Genomic DNA, 15,389 nt, shown 5'->3' on the forward strand with positions numbered 1-15,389 from the left:
ACCAGAAAGATGGAGGCGGGCGAGTAATGGCTCGGCGATACGACTGCAACGAGGCGACCGACCGAGTCACCGGGCTGCGCGAGGCCGCGTCCGCCGTCCGCCGCGGCGAGCTGGTCGTGCTCCCCACCGACACCGTGTACGGGATCGGCGCGGACGCCTTCAGCGCGGAGGCCGTCGCGGACCTGCTGGCGGCCAAGGGCCGTGGCCGGAACATGCCCACGCCCGTGCTGATCGGCTCCCCCAACACGCTGCACGGCCTCGTCACGGACTTCTCCGAGCAGGCGTGGGAGCTCGTCGACGCGTTCTGGCCGGGCGCGCTGACGCTGGTCACGCGGCACCAGCCGTCGCTCCAGTGGGACCTGGGGGACACCCGGGGCACCGTCGCGATCCGGATGCCGCTGCACCCGGTCGCGATCGAACTGCTGACCGAGGTCGGCCCGATGGCGGTCTCCTCGGCGAACCTGACGGGACACCCCTCGCCCGAGGACTGCGACGCGGCGCAGGCCATGCTCGGCGACTCGGTGTCGGTGTATCTGGACGGCGGTCCGACGCCCGGCATCGTGCCGTCGTCGATCGTCGACGTGACGGGCAAGGTGCCGGTGCTGCTGCGCGAGGGCGCGCTCTCCCCGGAGGAGCTCCGGAAGGTCGTACCCGACCTCGAGGTGGCCAATTGACCGCCCCTGAGGGGCGTGGCATAGCGGGGCACGAGAGCACTTCCTTCCGCATTCTCCACGTCAGCACCGGCAACGTCTGCCGCTCGCCGATCACCGAGCGGCTGACCCGCCATGCCCTGTGCGACCGCCTGGGCGACCCCCGGGGCGGCGGCCTGATCGTGGAGAGCGCGGGCACGTGGGGCCACGAGGGGGCCCCGATGGAGGCCAACGCGGAGCTGGTCCTCGCCGACTTCGGCGCGGACGCCAGCGGCTTCGTGGGCCGCGAGCTCCTCGACGAGCACGTCATCCGCGCCGACCTGGTCCTGACGGCGACGCGGGACCACCGGGCGCAGGTCATCTCGATGGGCCACTCGGCGGGGCTTCGCACCTTCACCCTGAAGGAGTTCACCCGCCTCGTCAGGGCGATAGATCCGGCCACACTGCCCGACCCGCTCGACGACGGCATGGTCGAACGCGCGCGTGCGCTGGTCCGTGCGGCGGCGGCTCTACGCGGGTGGCTCCTGGCCCCGAACGCCGAGGCGGACGAGGTCAACGACCCGTACGGCGCCCCGATCACGTTCTTCCGCTCGATCGGCGACGAGATCAACACCGCCCTCGATCCCGTGGTGACGGCTCTGACGGGCGTCCCGGCACGGCGCTGAGAACCGTCGTACGCGGCGCGGAGCGGGCGCCCGGTTCGGCCGGACGGCGCAGGGGCCGGACGGACACCGGGCGGAGCGGCCCCGGCGCGCCTACATTGGAGCTGAAGCCCAGCCCCCGCGCCTGGAGCCACAGATGCCGGTCACCGCTCCCCCCGAAGAGGATCTCGACGTCCTGCGCCGGCAGGATCCCGAGATCGCCGACGTACTGCTCGGCGAGGTGCGCCGGCAGTCCGACAGCCTGCAGCTGATCGCCGCCGAGAACTTCACCTCGCCCGCCGTCCTCGCCGCGCTCGGCTCCCCGCTCGCCAACAAGTACGCCGAGGGCTATCCCGGCTCCCGCTACCACGGCGGCTGCGAGTTCGCCGACGCCGCCGAGCGGATCGCCGTGGACCGGGCCAAGGCCCTCTTCGGCGCCGAACACGCCAACGTCCAGGCGCACTCCGGCTCGTCCGCCGTCCTCGCCGCGTACGCCGCCCTGCTGCGTCCGGGGGACACCGTCCTCGCCATGGGCCTGGCGCACGGCGGCCATCTCACGCACGGCTCGCCCGCCAACTTCTCCGGCCGCTGGTTCGACTTCGTGCCGTACGGTGTCGACGCCGAGACCGGGCTCGTCGACTACGAGCAGGTCGCCGCGCTCGCCCGTCACCACCGCCCCAAGGCGATCGTCTGCGGCTCGATCTCCTACCCGCGCCATCTCGACTACGCGCTCTTCCGGGACATCGCCGACGAGGTGGGCGCCTATCTCATCGCCGACGCCGCCCACCCCATCGGTCTGGTCGCCGGGGGAGCGGCCCCCAGCCCCGTGCCGTACGCCGACGTCGTCTGCGCCACCACCCACAAGGTGCTGCGCGGCCCGCGCGGGGGGCTGATCCTCTGCGGCGCCGACCTCGCCGGCCGCGTCGACCGGGCCGTGTTCCCGTTCACCCAGGGCGGGGCCCAGATGCACACCATCGCCGCCAAGGCCGTCGCCTTCGGCGAGGCGGCGGCACCGGGATTCGCCGCCTACGCCCACCGGGTGGTGGCGCACGCCCGCGCCCTCGCCGGGGCGCTCGCCGCCGAGGGCTTCGCCGTCACCACCGGCGGCACCGACACGCATCTCATCACCGCCGACCCCGCCCCCCTCGGCCTCGACGGCCGCACCGCCCGGACACGGCTGGCCGCCGCGGGCATGGTCCTCGACACCTGCGCCCTGCCCTACGGCGACGGCCGCGGCATCCGCCTCGGCACCGCCGCCGTGACCACGCAGGGAATGGGCGCCGCGGAGATGGCGAGGATCGCCGAGCTCTTCACGATCGCGCTACGGGACGACGCGGAGGAGACGGCCCGGGTACGCGCCGAAGTACGGGATCTGGCCGGGCGATTTCCCCCGTACGGCAGGTGAGGGAGGGCGGAGCGCAACCATCCCGCGGGACCGTATGTCCTCAAGCACATGGACAGCACGGCTAGGGTGTGGGGCTGAGATGGCCAGCGATTCCTGTGGGGCAGCCCGTGCGTGATTACCTGCTGACGCTCTGTGTCACGGCTGCGGTGACCTACCTGCTCACCGGTCCGGTGCGGAAGTTCGCCATCGCGACCGGGGCGATGCCGGAGATCCGCGCCCGCGACGTACACCGAGAACCGACTCCGCGGCTCGGTGGCATCGCCATGTTCTTCGGGCTGTGCGCGGGACTGCTGGTCGCCGACCACCTGCAGAACCTCAACAGCGTCTTCGAGCTGTCCAACGAGCCCCGGGCGCTGCTCTCCGGCGCGGCCCTGATCTGGCTGATCGGTGTCCTGGACGACAAGTTCGAGCTGGACGCCCTGATCAAGCTGGGCGCGCAGATGATCTCCGCCGGCGTGATGGTGATCCAGGGTCTGACGATCCTGTGGCTGCCGATCCCGGGCGTCGGCACGGTGGCGCTCACCCGCGGACAGGGCACGCTGCTGACGGTGGCCCTGGTGGTGCTCACCATCAACGCCGTCAACTTCGTCGACGGCCTCGACGGTCTGGCCGCCGGCATGGTCTGCATCGCCGCCGCGGCCTTCTTCCTGTACGCGTACCGGCTCTGGTACGGCTACACGATCGAGGCCGCCGCCCCCGCGACGCTCTTCGCCGCCATCCTCATGGGCATGTGCCTGGGTTTCCTGCCGCACAACATGCATCCGGCGCGGATCTTCATGGGGGACTCGGGCTCGATGCTGATCGGTCTGATCCTGGCCGCGTCGGCGATCTCCATCACGGGCCAGGTAGACCCGGACATCCTGAAGATCTTCTTCGAGGGCTCGACCCGTGAGGCCACCCACGCCGCCCTGCCGGTCTTCATCCCGCTCCTCCTGCCGCTGACGATCATCGCGATCCCGATGGCGGACCTGGTGCTCGCCATCGTGCGGCGGACCTGGAACGGCCAGTCGCCGTTCGCGGCCGACCGGGGCCACCTGCACCACCGGCTCCTGGAGATCGGGCACTCGCACAGCCGGGCCGTCCTGATCATGTACTTCTGGTCCGCGCTGATCGCCTTCGGAACGCTGGCGTACTCGGTGCACTCGACGTCGATGTGGATCGTCCTCGGGGTCGTGCTGCTGAGCGCGGTCGGTCTGGTCCTGCTGCTGCTGCCGCGCTTCACCCCGCGCGCCCCGCGCTGGGCGGAGTCCTTCGTCCCGCCGCGCTACCGGCGCCGGCCCGTCCCGCGGATGGAGACCGTCGCCCCGGTCTCCGCGCACCCGGTCGAGGGCCCGCCGGAGGAACGCGTCCCGGTCCCCGCGGGCGTCAACGGCGCCACCGCGATCGGCCACCGTTCGCGCTTCACCGACCGGCGGAAGGCCGGAACGCCGAGTTGACGAACGCCGCATCGGCGTCCAATACCAGACAAGTCGCCGCCCGGACGTGCACACACGCGCGCGGTAACTCTCATGTGTGACAGTCCGCACACCGCACGGGTAAAGAACTACTCAAATAGTTTGTGATACCGTTCACGAGACCCGGCGACAGAGCCGAAGGGCCGTAGTGCGACGGCCTCTTGGCCCCGAGACACACCTCGGACCGGGCCTACGCTCGTCCCTGACGACACCACTGCCCCCACCAGCAAACAGCGGAGACACCGCCATGCCGTCCAACGACGCACGCATCCTTCTGTCAGCCGCCATTCCCGCTGCTGCCGCCGGCGCCATCGCCGCGGCCGTCAGCGGCGTGGTCGCCGGCGGCAAGGGCGCGCTCGGCGCCGTCCTCGGCACCGTAGTGGTCATCGCCTTCATGGGGATCGGGCTCGTGGTGCTCCAGCGGACCGCGAAGTCGTTCCCGCATCTGTTCCAGGCCATGGGGCTGATGCTCTACACGGCCCAGCTGCTGCTCCTCTTCATCGTGATGGCCTTGCTCAAGAACGCCACGTTCTTCGACTTCAAGGCCTTCGCCTTCACCCTGCTCGCGGTGACCATCATTTGGATCGCCGCGCAGGCGCGCGCGTACATGAAGGCCAAGATCATGTACATCGACGATCCCGAGAAGCCGGGGTCGTCGACGTGAGGGGTAGGGCCGGGATAAAGGCGCTTTCGGCTTCCTGCTATCGTCCGGTGCCAACTGCGGCACTGCGGGCGCGGGCATCCGAGCTGACGCCTGTCCCAGCGCGAGGCACGATGCCGAACCGCCGCCCCCTTATCCGTAAGACCAGTCCAGTGCCGACCCGCGGCTGCGTGCCGCGCCGACACAACGAGGTTGCCGTACCTATGCGCCACGCTGAAGGAGCCCGCGGTGAGTGCTGACCAGACGCTTGCCTTCGACCCGGATTGCCAGATCTTCACTGGCTGTGGCTTTCCGGCGCCGGGCCTGCACACGTTCATGTACGAGCCGATCGCCACGTGGGGCGGCTTCGAGTTCACGAAGCCCATGCTGCTCGCGCTGATCAGCTCGCTCGTGGTCGTCGGGTTCTTCTGGGCGGCGTTCGCCAAGCCCAAGCTGATCCCGGGCAAGATGCAGATGGTCGGCGAGGCCGGATACGACTTCGTGCGTCGCGGCATCGTCTACGAGATCATCGGCAAGAAGCAGGGCGAGAAGTACGTCCCCTTCATGGTGTCGCTGTTCTTCTTCGTCTGGATCATGAACCTCTGGTCCATCATCCCGCTCGCGCAGTTCCCGGTCACCTCGCTGATCGCCTTCCCGGCGGCGCTGGCCCTGATCGTGTACGTGCTGTGGGTCAGCCTGACCTTCAAGAAGCACGGCTTCGTCGGCGGCTGGAAGAACATCACCGGCTACGACAAGTCGCTCGGCCCGATCCTGCCGCTGGTCGTTGTCCTCGAGTTCTTCTCGAACCTGCTGATCAGGCCCTTCACCCACGCGGTCCGACTGTTCGCGAACATGTTCGCCGGTCACCTGCTGATCGTGATGTTCTCCCTCGCGAGCTGGTACCTGCTGAACGAGATCGGCATCGTCTACGCCGCCACCTCGTTCGTCATGGTTCTCGTGATGACCGCCTTCGAGCTCTTCATCCAGGCTGTCCAGGCGTACGTCTTCGTCCTCCTGGCGTGCAGCTACGTCCAGGGCGCGCTCTCCGAGCACCACTGAGCCAGTCCGGCATCCAGCTCCACCCCCAATCCAACAATCGTCCGGTGGCCAACCCCCACCGGGTCCTTGAAAGAGAAGGAAGAACCGGCATGTCCGCTCTCCAGACCCTTGCCGCCGTCGAAGGTAACGTCGCCTCCATCGGTTACGGTCTCGCCGCGATCGGCCCCGGCGTCGGCGTCGGCATCATCTTCGGTAACGGCACCCAGGCCCTCGCCCGCCAGCCCGAGGCTGCCGGCCTGATCCGCACCAACCAGATCATGGGTTTCGCCTTCTGTGAGGCGCTCGCCCTCATCGGCATCGTCATGGGCTTCGTTTACTAAGCCTGATTCGACGACAGCCCCATTTTCACGGAAGGCACTGATGTGAACGCTCTGCTTCTTGCGGCGGCGGAGGAACAGCCTCCTCTCGTCCCGCATCTCGACGAGCTCGTCATCGGCCTGATCGCCTTCGTCATCGTCTTCGGCTTCCTCGCCAAGAAGCTCCTCCCGAACATCAACAAGGTTCTGGAGCAGCGCCGCGAGGCCATCGAGGGTGGCATCGAGAAGGCCGAGTCGGCCCAGATCGAGGCCCAGAGTGTGCTGGAGCAGTACAAGGCCCAGCTCGCCGAGGCCCGCCACGAGGCCGCGCGACTTCGCCAGGAGGCGACGGAGCAGGGCACCGCGATCATCCAGGAGATGAAGGCGGAAGGCCAGCGCCAGCGCGAGGAGATCATCGCGGCCGGCCACGCGCAGATCGAGGCCGACCGCAAGGCCGCGGCGACCTCGCTGCGCCAGGACGTGGGCAAGCTCGCCACCGACCTGGCCGGCAAGCTGGTCGGCGAGTCCCTCGAGGACCACGCCCGCCAGAGCCGCACGATCGACCGCTTCCTCGATGAGCTCGAGGAGAAGGCCGAGGCCGTCCGATGAACGGAGCGAGCCGCGAGGCACTGGCCGCCGCACGTGAGTCCCTCGACGCGCTGATCGACAACACGTCTGTCGACGCGACGAAGCTCGCCGGTGAGCTGGCCGCCGTCACCGCGCTGCTCGACCGCGAGGTGTCGCTGCGTCGGGTCCTGACCGACCCGGCGCAGGCGGGCGAGGCCAAGGCCGAGCTCGCCGGGCGACTGCTCAGCGGTCAGGTGGGCGGGGAGACCGCCGACCTGGTGTCCGGCATGGTCCGTTCCCGCTGGTCGCAGTCGCGAGACCTGGTCGACTCGGTCGAGGAGCTGGCGAACATCGCCGACCTCACCGCGGCGCAGCAGGCCGGCGCGCTGGACGACGTCGAGGACGAGCTGTTCCGGTTCGGCCGGATCGTCTCCTCCAGCACCGAGCTCCGCTCGGCGCTGACGGACAAGGCCGCCACGGCGTCCGCCAAGGGTGAGCTGCTGCGCAGCCTGCTCGGCGGCAAGGCCCACGCGGTCACCGAGCGCCTGGTCGTCCGTCTCGTGACCCAGCCCCGGGGACGTAGCCTGGAAGCGGGACTCGAGTCCCTCTCCAAGCTCGCCGCGGCGCGCCGGGACCGGATGGTCGCGGTCGTCACCTCGGCGGTGCCGTTGACCGACCAGCAGAAGCAGCGCCTCGGTGCCGTCCTGGCCAAGCTGTACGGCCGCCAGATGCACCTGAACCTCGACGTGGACCCTACGGTCCTCGGCGGGATCTCGGTGCAGGTCGGCGACGAGGTCATCAACGGGACCATCGCGGAGCGCCTCGACGAGGCGACCCGGCGACTGGCCGGCTGACGTCAGCCACCAACTGAACAAGGCATCACCTGCGGCCCGGTTGGGCCGTGCAGAGATTGCGGAAGATTCCTGGGGGTCGGCCCCCAGACCCCCTAAGAAACTTCGGGCCCAACAAGGAGAGCAGGGAACCCAGATGGCGGAGCTCACGATCCGGCCGGAGGAGATCCGGGACGCGCTGGAGAACTTTGTCCAGTCGTACCAGCCGGACGCGGCCTCGCGCGAGGAGGTCGGAACGGTAAGCGTTGCCGGCGACGGCATCGCGAAGGTCGAGGGTCTTCCCTCGGCCATGGCGAACGAGCTGCTGAAGTTCGAGGACGGCACCCTCGGTCTCGCCCTCAACCTCGAGGAGCGCGAGATCGGTGCGATCGTCCTCGGCGAGTTCAGCGGTATCGAGGAGGGCCAGCCGGTGCAGCGCACCGGTGAGGTGCTCTCCGTCGGTGTCGGCGAGGGATACCTGGGTCGCGTCGTCGACCCGCTCGGCAACCCGATCGACGGCCTCGGCGAGATCGCGACCGAGGGCCGCCGCGCCCTCGAGCTGCAGGCCCCGGGCGTGATGGCCCGTAAGTCGGTGCACGAGCCGATGGAGACCGGCTACAAGGCCGTCGACGCCATGACCCCGGTCGGCCGCGGCCAGCGTCAGCTGATCATCGGTGACCGTCAGACCGGCAAGACCGCGCTGGCCGTCGACACGATCATCAACCAGCGCGACAACTGGCGCTCGGGCGACGTGAACAAGCAGGTCCGCTGCATCTACGTCGCCATCGGCCAGAAGGGCTCCACCATCGCGTCCGTGCGCGGCGCCCTGGAGGAGGCCGGCGCGCTCGAGTACACGACGATCGTCGCCGCCCCGGCGTCCGACCCGGCCGGCTTCAAGTACCTGGCGCCGTACACCGGCTCCGCCATCGGCCAGCACTGGATGTACCAGGGCAAGCACGTCCTGATCGTCTTCGACGACCTGTCGAAGCAGGCCGACGCCTACCGCGCCGTGTCGCTGCTGCTGCGCCGCCCGCCGGGCCGTGAGGCCTACCCGGGTGACGTCTTCTACCTGCACTCCCGTCTGCTGGAGCGCTGCGCGAAGCTGTCGGACGAGCTGGGCGCGGGCTCGATGACCGGTCTGCCGATCGTCGAGACCAAGGCCAACGACGTCTCGGCGTTCATCCCGACCAACGTCATCTCCATCACCGACGGCCAGTGCTTCCTGGAGTCCGACCTGTTCAACGCCGGCCAGCGCCCGGCCCTGAACGTCGGTATCTCGGTCTCGCGTGTCGGTGGCTCCGCCCAGCACAAGGCGATGAAGCAGATCTCCGGCCGCCTCCGCGTGGACCTGGCCCAGTACCGTGAGCTGGAGGCGTTCGCCGCCTTCGGTTCCGACCTGGACGCCGCGTCGAAGGCCCAGCTGGAGCGTGGACAGCGCATGGTCGAGCTGCTCAAGCAGGCTCAGTACCAGCCGATGCCCACCGAGAACCAGGTCGTCTCCATCTGGGCCGGCACCACCGGCAAGATGGACGACGTCCCGGTCGCCGACATCCGCCGCTTCGAGGCCGAGCTCCTCGCGTACCTGCGTCAGAACCACGCGGGTCTCATGAGCTCCATCCGCGAGGGCGGCAAGCTGTCGGACGACACCCTGCAGTCCGTCGGTGACGCCATCGCGGAGTTCAAGAAGCAGTTCGAGACCTCTGACGGAAAGCTGCTGGGCGACGACGCTTCCGCTGCCGTCAACGTCTCGAAGTGACGACGGAAGGGACCTGACTCATGGGAGCGCAGCTCCGGGTCTACAAGCGTCGCATCAAATCCGTCACCGCGACGAAGAAGATCACCAAGGCGATGGAGATGATCGCCGCCTCGCGTGTCGTCAAGGCGCAGCGCAAGGTGCAGGCGTCGACGCCGTACGCGACCGAGCTCACCCGCGCGGTCACGGCGGTGGCCACGGGTGCGAACGACAAGCACCCGCTGACCACCGAGGCGGAGAACCCGACCCGTGCCGCGGTCCTGCTCATCACGAGCGACCGCGGTCTGGCCGGCGCCTTCAACTCCAACGCCATCAAGGCGGCGGAGCAGCTGATGAGGAAGCTGGAGAGCGAGGGCCGCCAGGTCGACATCTATGTCGTCGGCCGCCGTGGCATCTCGCACTTCAACTTCCGTGAGCGCAAGCTGGCCGACTCGTGGACCGGCTTCACGGATCAGCCGGAGTACGGGGACGCCAAGAAGATCGCGGCTCCGCTGATCGAGGCGATCGAGAAGGACACGGCGGAGGGCGGCGTGGACGAGCTCCACATCGTCTACACCGAGTTCGTCTCGATGATGACGCAGACGGCGGTCGAGGCCCGGCTGCTGCCCCTCAGCCTCGACGAGGTGGCGAAGGAGGCGGGCGAGTCGGAGACGCTCCGTCCGCTGTACGACTTCGAGCCGTCGGCGGAGGACGTCCTCGACGCCCTGCTGCCGCGCTACGTCGAGAGCCGGATCTACAACGCGCTGCTCCAGTCGGCTGCCTCCAAGCACGCCGCCACGCGGCGCGCGATGAAGTCGGCTACCGACAACGCGGGAGACTTGATCAACAACCTCTCCCGACTTGCCAACGCGGCCCGCCAGGCCGAAATCACCCAGGAAATCAGCGAGATCGTCGGTGGCTCCGCAGCCCTCGCCGACGCGACCGCGGGGAGTGACAAGTAATGACGACCACTGTTGAGACGGCCGCCGCCACGGGCCGCGTCGCCCGGGTCATCGGCCCGGTCGTCGACGTGGAGTTCCCCGTCGACGCGATGCCGGAGATCTACAACGCCCTGCACGTCGAGGTCCCGGACCCGGCCGAGGAGGGCGCGAAGAAGACGCTGACCCTCGAGGTCGCCCAGCACCTCGGTGACGGCCTGGTCCGCACCATCTCGATGCAGCCCACCGACGGTCTGGTCCGCCAGGCCCCGGTGACCGACACCGGCAACGGCATCATGGTGCCGGTCGGCGACGTCACCAAGGGTCGCGTGTTCAACACGCTCGGCCAGATCCTGAACGACCCCGCGGCCGAGGCGGAGGTCAGCGAGCGCTGGCCCATCCACCGCAAGGCCCCGGCGTTCGACCAGCTCGAGTCGAAGACCGAGATGTTCGAGACCGGCCTGAAGGTCGTCGACCTTCTCACCCCGTACGTCAAGGGTGGAAAGATCGGCCTGTTCGGTGGCGCCGGTGTCGGCAAGACCGTCCTCATCCAGGAAATGATCATGCGTGTGGCCAAGCTGCACGAGGGCGTTTCCGTGTTCGCCGGCGTCGGCGAGCGCACCCGTGAGGGCAACGACCTCATCGCCGAGATGGAGGAGTCCGGCGTTCTGGACAAGACCGCGCTGGTCTTCGGCCAGATGGACGAGCCCCCGGGCACCCGTCTGCGCGTCGCCCTGGCCGGTCTGACCATGGCGGAGTACTTCCGCGATGTGCAGAAGCAGGACGTGCTGTTCTTCATCGACAACATCTTCCGCTTCACCCAGGCCGGTTCCGAGGTCTCCACGCTGCTGGGCCGCATGCCCTCCGCCGTGGGTTACCAGCCGAACCTCGCGGACGAGATGGGCATCCTGCAGGAGCGCATCACCTCGACCCGCGGTCACTCGATCACCTCGATGCAGGCGATCTACGTCCCCGCGGACGACCTGACCGACCCGGCCCCGGCCACCACCTTCGCCCACCTCGACGCGACGACGGTTCTCTCCCGTCCGATCTCCGAGAAGGGCATCTACCCGGCCGTGGACCCGCTGGACTCCACGTCCCGGATCCTGGACCCGCGCTACATCGCGCAGGAGCACTACGACGCCGCCACGCGCGTCAAGGGGATCCTGCAGAAGTACAAGGACCTCCAGGACATCATCGCGATCCTCGGTATCGACGAGCTGAGCGAGGAGGACAAGCTCGTTGTCCACCGCGCCCGCCGTGTCGAGCGCTTCCTGTCCCAGAACACCCACGCGGCGAAGCAGTTCACCGGCGTGGACGGTTCGGACGTTCCGCTCGACGAGTCGATCGCCGCGTTCAACGCGATCTGCGACGGTGAGTACGACCACTTCCCCGAGCAGGCGTTCTTCATGTGCGGTGGCCTTGAGGACCTCAAGGCCAACGCCAAGGAGCTGGGCGTCTCCTGAGCCCCGTGCTCTCCTGAGGGGGGCGGGTGTCCCCGCCCCCCTCGTCACGCCACTAGAATTGACCCCAACACCCGGCACGACCGCCGGGTGGTGACCCGAGGAGCCACCCTTGGCTGCTGAGCTGCACGTCGAGCTGGTCGCCGCGGACCGGAGTGTCTGGTCCGGCGAGGCCACCCTGGTCATCGCGCGTACCACCTCCGGCGACATCGGCGTCATGCCCGGCCACCAGCCGCTGCTCGGTGTGCTGGAGTCGGGCCCGGTGACCATCCGTACGAGCGAGGGCAGCACTGTCGTCGCCGCCGTGCACGGTGGATTCATCTCGTTCGCCGACGACAAGCTGTCTCTGCTCGCGGAGATCGCCGAGCTGGCGGACGAGATCGACGCCCAGCGCGCCGAGCGCGCGCTGGAGCGCGCGAAGTCGGAGTCGGACGCCGCCGCCGAGCGTCGCGCCGATGTCCGGCTGCGCGCGGTAGCGGTCCGCTAGCGGACCGCGCCGAGAGTTGTGCCCTCAGCCGCGGCACGGCCTGGAATCATCCAGACCGTGTCGCGGCTGAGGCGATGCGTATACAAGGTGTATTCGGTTACGGGACGCAGCGAGGAGGTCGGTGAAGATGTTCCTCGCTCTGCTCGTGGGCGGCCTGGTCGTCGCACTGCTGGTGATCGGGCTCTTCGTCTTCGGCCTGCGGCGCAGACTGATCCAGCGGGCCGGCGGCACCTTCGACTGTTCGCTGCGGTGGAACGTCCCCGAGGAGCCGGACCCGTCGGGCAAGGGCTGGGTGTACGGCGTCGCCCGCTACAGCGGTGACCAGGTCGCCTGGTTCCGAGTCTTCTCGTACGCGCCCCGACCGCGCAGGGTCCTGGAGCGCTCGTCGATCGAGGTCCTGGAGCGCCGGATGCCCGAGGGCGAGGAGGAGCTCGCGCTGCTCTCCGACGCCGTGATCCAGGGCTGTATGCACCGGGGGACCCGGCTTGAGCTGGCGATGAGCGAGGACGCGCTGACCGGCTTCCTCGCCTGGCTGGAGGCGGCGCCGCCCGGCCAACGCGTCAATGTGGCTTGACAGTGGTTTCTCGTGGGATGGGGGTCCCGCCGGACGAAGTCCGGGGGAGAGTGAATGTCGCCTGATCCTTTACGGCCCGGTGAGTGCCATGTGTGGACCGCCCGGGCCGTTTCCGTACCCGCGCCCGGACTGCTCGGGCTGCTCGACGCCGCCGAGCGGGAGAGGTACGAGGGCTTCCGCCCCGGTGTCCCGCGCGCGTCGTATCTGACCGCGCACGCGCTGCTGCGGCTGGTGCTCGCCGAGGTGCTCGGGGGTGATCCGGCGGCGTTCGCCTTCGGCGCCGGTCCGTACGGCAAACCGTGCCTGTCCGGCGCTCCGCTGGAGTTCTCGCTCTCCCACGCGCGGGAGTACGTCGCCGTCGCCGTGACCGGGGACGCCCCGGTCGGCGTCGACATCGAGGAGATCACCGCTCTCGACGAGCCGCCGCTGGTGGTGCTCTCCGACGGGGAGCGGGCGGAGCTGGCGCGGCTGCCGGTCTCCGTACGGCCGGCGGCCTTCACCGCGTACTGGGTCCGCAAGGAGGCCGTGCTGAAGGCGACGGGGGAGGGGTTGCGGGTCCATCCGGGGACGCTGACCGTCTCCGCCCCGCACCGGCCGGCGGCGCTGCTGTCCTGGGGGGAACGCGTACAGCCGCACCCGCCGGTGCGGCTGTACGACGTCGAGGCGGGCGACGGCCACCGTGCCGCCGTCGCCGTACTCGGTCGGGAGTGCCGGGTCGTCCGGCACGACGGGGACGGCGTGCTGCGCCGCCCCCGCCGGCCGCTCGGCTAGTTCAGCCCGCTGTTGATGGCGCCGACGAGTTCGCCGTTGCCGGTGTCACCGCTGAACTCCCAGAAGAACGCGCCGCCCAGGCCCTGGTTCTTGGCCCAGGACATCTTGGACGTGACCGTCGCCGGGGTGTCGTAGCTCCACCAGTTGGTGCCGCAGTGCGCGTAGGCGGTGCCCGCGACGGTGCCGTTGGCCGGGCAGGAGTTCCTGAGGACCTTGTAGTCCTCGATGCCCTGCTCGTACGTGCCCGCCGCCGGGCCGGTCGCCGTGCCGCCGGGCTCCTTCTGCGTCACACCGGTCCAGCCGCGGCCGTAGAAGCCGATGCCCAGCAGCAGCTTCTTCGCCGGGACGCCCTTCGCCTTGAACTTGGCGATCGCCTCGGCGGAGTTGAAGCCCGCCTGCGGGATGCCGGGGTAGGAGGTGAGCGGGGAGTGCGGGGCCGTCGGGCCCTTCGCCGCCCAGGCGCCGAAGAAGTCGTACGTCATCACGTTGAACCAGTCCATGTACGGCGCGGCGCCCCCGTAGTCGGCGGCGTCGATCTTGCCGCCGGCCGAGGCGTCGGCCGTGACGGCCGCGGTGACCAGGTTGTTCGTACCGAACTTGGCGCGCATGGCCTGCATCATGTTCTTGAACGCCGCCGGGCCGCTGGTGTCGCAGGACAGACCGCAGGCGTTGGGGTACTCCCAGTCCAGGTCGATGCCGTCGAAGACGTCGGCCCAGCGCGGGTCCTCGACCAGGTCGTAGCAGGACTGGGCGAAGGCGGTCGGGTTCTGCACGGCCTGGCCGAAGCCGCCGGACCAGGTCCAGCCGCCGAAGGACCAGAGCACCTTGATGTGCGGGTAGGCCTTCTTCAGCTTGCGCAGCTGGTTGAAGTTGCCGCGCAGCGGCTGGTCCCAGGTGTCGGCGACGCCGTCGACGGACTGGTCGGCGGTGTAGGCCTTGTCGTAGTCGGCGTAGGCGTCGCCGATGGTGCACTTGCCGCCGGTGACGTTGCCGAAGGCGTAGTTGATGTGCGTGATCTTCGACGCGGAGCCGGACGTCACGATGTTCTTGACGTGGTAGTTGCGGCCGTAGACGCCCCAGTTGGCGAAGTAGCCCAGCTTCACGGTGGAGGAGGGGCCGGGACCCGGGCCGGGGCCGGGGCCCCCGCCCGTGGTGCGCACGTTGACCGCGCCGCTGGCCGGTCCGGTCTGGTCGGCGGTGTCGCGGGCCACGACCGTGTAGCTGTAGTCGGTGCCGGCGGTCAGGCCCGTGTCGGTGTACGTGAGTCCGGTGACCGTGGCGACCTTCGTGCCGCCGCGCAGGACGTCGTAGTTCTTGACGCCCTTGTCGTCGGTGGCGGCCTTCCAGGTCAGCTTGACGGAGGTGTCGGTGACGTCGGAGGCGACCGGGGTGCCGGGGGCGGAGGGTGCCTGGTCACCGGGCTGGGTGGAGCCGTCGCAGGAGGCTCCGTTGATCTTGCAGCCGCTGGGGGCGCCGGAGCCGGAGCCGTTGAAGCCGAAGGAGGCCGTGGCGCCGGGGGCGAGCGTCCCGTTCCAGCCGACGTTCTTGGCGGTCCAGTGGGTGCCGGAGCTGGTGACGGTGGCGTCCCAGGCGGAGGTGACGGCCGTGCCGGAGGGGAAGTCCCACTCGACGGTCCAGGAGGACAGGGTGGTGGTTCCGGTGTTCTTCACCGTCCACTTGCCCTCGAAGCCGGAGCCCCAGTCGGAGACCTTGGTGTACGTGGCGGTGGCGGAGGTGGCCGCCTCGGCGGGTGCGGCGAGGCCGACCATCGCGGCCAGGGGCAGGATCAGGGCGGTCAGACCGGCGGCGGCCCGGTGTCTGAACCCTGTTCTGCGCGTCGGTGCTTGAGTGCTCAACGGTGCTCCTCACGTTGCGGACGGAC

General features: G+C 69.4%; 16 protein-coding genes. 15 read left to right on the forward strand and 1 reads right to left on the reverse strand.

What is annotated here, in order from left to right:
- The first annotated feature begins 26 nt into the window (after nt 1-26).
- The 15 genes from ACWDX6_RS22560 to ACWDX6_RS22630 all read left to right on the forward strand — a co-directional run bounded on the left by ACWDX6_RS22560 (nt 27) and on the right by ACWDX6_RS22630 (nt 13,507).
- A complete protein-coding gene (locus ACWDX6_RS22560) occupies nt 27-674 on the forward strand; it encodes an L-threonylcarbamoyladenylate synthase (protein ID WP_451486683.1) in 648 nt (215 codons plus the stop codon).
- Nucleotides 671-1,315: an arsenate reductase/protein-tyrosine-phosphatase family protein gene (locus tag ACWDX6_RS22565; protein WP_451486684.1), complete on the forward strand. Its 645-nt coding sequence runs from the start codon at nt 671-673 to the stop codon at nt 1,313-1,315. Before ACWDX6_RS22560 ends, ACWDX6_RS22565 begins: the two co-directional genes overlap by 4 nt.
- Nucleotides 1,316-1,448: 133 nt before the next feature.
- The gene (locus tag ACWDX6_RS22570; RefSeq protein ID WP_451486685.1) at nt 1,449-2,696 is read left to right on the forward strand and encodes a serine hydroxymethyltransferase; all 1,248 of its coding nucleotides are present in this window, start codon (nt 1,449-1,451) and stop codon (nt 2,694-2,696) included.
- 107 nt (nt 2,697-2,803) lie between these two features.
- A complete protein-coding gene (locus ACWDX6_RS22575) occupies nt 2,804-4,132 on the forward strand; it encodes an MraY family glycosyltransferase (RefSeq protein WP_451486686.1) in 1,329 nt (442 codons plus the stop codon).
- Between the two features lie 265 nt (nt 4,133-4,397).
- Nucleotides 4,398-4,814 carry a hypothetical protein gene (locus ACWDX6_RS22580; RefSeq protein WP_451486687.1) on the forward strand — a complete coding sequence of 139 codons (417 nt, stop codon included), beginning with the start codon at nt 4,398-4,400 and terminating at the stop codon, nt 4,812-4,814.
- A 225-nt stretch (nt 4,815-5,039) separates the two neighbouring features.
- The gene (atpB, locus tag ACWDX6_RS22585) at nt 5,040-5,849 is read left to right on the forward strand and encodes a F0F1 ATP synthase subunit A (protein WP_403288533.1); all 810 of its coding nucleotides are present in this window, start codon (nt 5,040-5,042) and stop codon (nt 5,847-5,849) included.
- 89 nt (nt 5,850-5,938) lie between these two features.
- Complete coding sequence (atpE, locus tag ACWDX6_RS22590; protein ID WP_137993321.1) at nt 5,939-6,169, forward strand: ATP synthase F0 subunit C; 231 nt, start codon at nt 5,939-5,941, stop codon at nt 6,167-6,169.
- A gap of 42 nt (nt 6,170-6,211) precedes the next feature.
- Nucleotides 6,212-6,754 (forward strand): F0F1 ATP synthase subunit B, encoded by a 543-nt coding sequence (locus tag ACWDX6_RS22595; protein WP_403288536.1) that lies wholly within the window; start codon nt 6,212-6,214, stop codon nt 6,752-6,754.
- Nucleotides 6,751-7,566, forward strand: coding sequence for a F0F1 ATP synthase subunit delta (locus ACWDX6_RS22600; RefSeq protein WP_451486688.1), 816 nt, complete (start codon nt 6,751-6,753; stop codon nt 7,564-7,566). The genes ACWDX6_RS22595 and ACWDX6_RS22600 overlap by 4 nt, the downstream gene beginning before the upstream one ends.
- A gap of 133 nt (nt 7,567-7,699) precedes the next feature.
- Entirely contained in the window at nt 7,700-9,298 is a 1,599-nt protein-coding gene (gene atpA, locus ACWDX6_RS22605; RefSeq protein WP_451486689.1) for a F0F1 ATP synthase subunit alpha, read from the forward strand.
- 20 nt (nt 9,299-9,318) lie between these two features.
- Nucleotides 9,319-10,236 (forward strand): F0F1 ATP synthase subunit gamma, encoded by a 918-nt coding sequence (locus ACWDX6_RS22610; RefSeq protein WP_451486690.1) that lies wholly within the window; start codon nt 9,319-9,321, stop codon nt 10,234-10,236.
- Nucleotides 10,236-11,678 (forward strand): F0F1 ATP synthase subunit beta, encoded by a 1,443-nt coding sequence (gene atpD, locus ACWDX6_RS22615; protein WP_451486691.1) that lies wholly within the window; start codon nt 10,236-10,238, stop codon nt 11,676-11,678. The genes ACWDX6_RS22610 and atpD overlap by 1 nt, the downstream gene beginning before the upstream one ends.
- A 109-nt stretch (nt 11,679-11,787) precedes the next feature.
- Complete coding sequence (locus ACWDX6_RS22620; RefSeq protein ID WP_356891436.1) at nt 11,788-12,162, forward strand: F0F1 ATP synthase subunit epsilon; 375 nt, start codon at nt 11,788-11,790, stop codon at nt 12,160-12,162.
- Nucleotides 12,163-12,289: 127 nt separating this feature from the next.
- Nucleotides 12,290-12,736: a DUF2550 domain-containing protein gene (locus ACWDX6_RS22625; protein WP_451486692.1), complete on the forward strand. Its 447-nt coding sequence runs from the start codon at nt 12,290-12,292 to the stop codon at nt 12,734-12,736.
- Nucleotides 12,737-12,790: 54 nt separating this feature from the next.
- Nucleotides 12,791-13,507: a 4'-phosphopantetheinyl transferase family protein gene (locus ACWDX6_RS22630; RefSeq protein WP_451486693.1), complete on the forward strand. Its 717-nt coding sequence runs from the start codon at nt 12,791-12,793 to the stop codon at nt 13,505-13,507.
- Here ACWDX6_RS22630 and ACWDX6_RS22635 read toward each other — a convergent pair.
- Nucleotides 13,504-15,363 carry a glycosyl hydrolase family 18 protein gene (locus ACWDX6_RS22635; protein WP_451486694.1) on the reverse strand — a complete coding sequence of 620 codons (1,860 nt, stop codon included), beginning with the start codon at nt 15,361-15,363 and terminating at the stop codon, nt 13,504-13,506. The genes ACWDX6_RS22630 and ACWDX6_RS22635 overlap by 4 nt on opposite strands.
- Between the last annotated feature and the right edge of the window lie 26 nt (nt 15,364-15,389).

It is taken from the genome of Streptomyces sp. NPDC003027 (assembly GCF_053591435.1).

What these genes read in the sequence shown, in the direction of transcription:
- ACWDX6_RS22560 (WP_451486683.1), top strand. Translation starts at nt 27, where the DNA reads ATGGCTCGGCGATACGACTGCAACGAGGCGACCGACCGAGTCACCGGG.
- ACWDX6_RS22570 (WP_451486685.1), top strand. Translation starts at nt 1,449, where the DNA reads ATGCCGGTCACCGCTCCCCCCGAAGAGGATCTCGACGTCCTGCGCCGG.
- ACWDX6_RS22580 (WP_451486687.1), top strand. Translation starts at nt 4,398, where the DNA reads ATGCCGTCCAACGACGCACGCATCCTTCTGTCAGCCGCCATTCCCGCT.
- atpE (WP_137993321.1), top strand. Translation starts at nt 5,939, where the DNA reads ATGTCCGCTCTCCAGACCCTTGCCGCCGTCGAAGGTAACGTCGCCTCC.
- ACWDX6_RS22600 (WP_451486688.1), top strand. Translation starts at nt 6,751, where the DNA reads ATGAACGGAGCGAGCCGCGAGGCACTGGCCGCCGCACGTGAGTCCCTC.
- atpA (WP_451486689.1), top strand. Translation starts at nt 7,700, where the DNA reads ATGGCGGAGCTCACGATCCGGCCGGAGGAGATCCGGGACGCGCTGGAG.
- ACWDX6_RS22610 (WP_451486690.1), top strand. Translation starts at nt 9,319, where the DNA reads ATGGGAGCGCAGCTCCGGGTCTACAAGCGTCGCATCAAATCCGTCACC.
- atpD (WP_451486691.1), top strand. Translation starts at nt 10,236, where the DNA reads ATGACGACCACTGTTGAGACGGCCGCCGCCACGGGCCGCGTCGCCCGG.
- ACWDX6_RS22625 (WP_451486692.1), top strand. Translation starts at nt 12,290, where the DNA reads ATGTTCCTCGCTCTGCTCGTGGGCGGCCTGGTCGTCGCACTGCTGGTG.
- ACWDX6_RS22630 (WP_451486693.1), top strand. Translation starts at nt 12,791, where the DNA reads ATGTCGCCTGATCCTTTACGGCCCGGTGAGTGCCATGTGTGGACCGCC.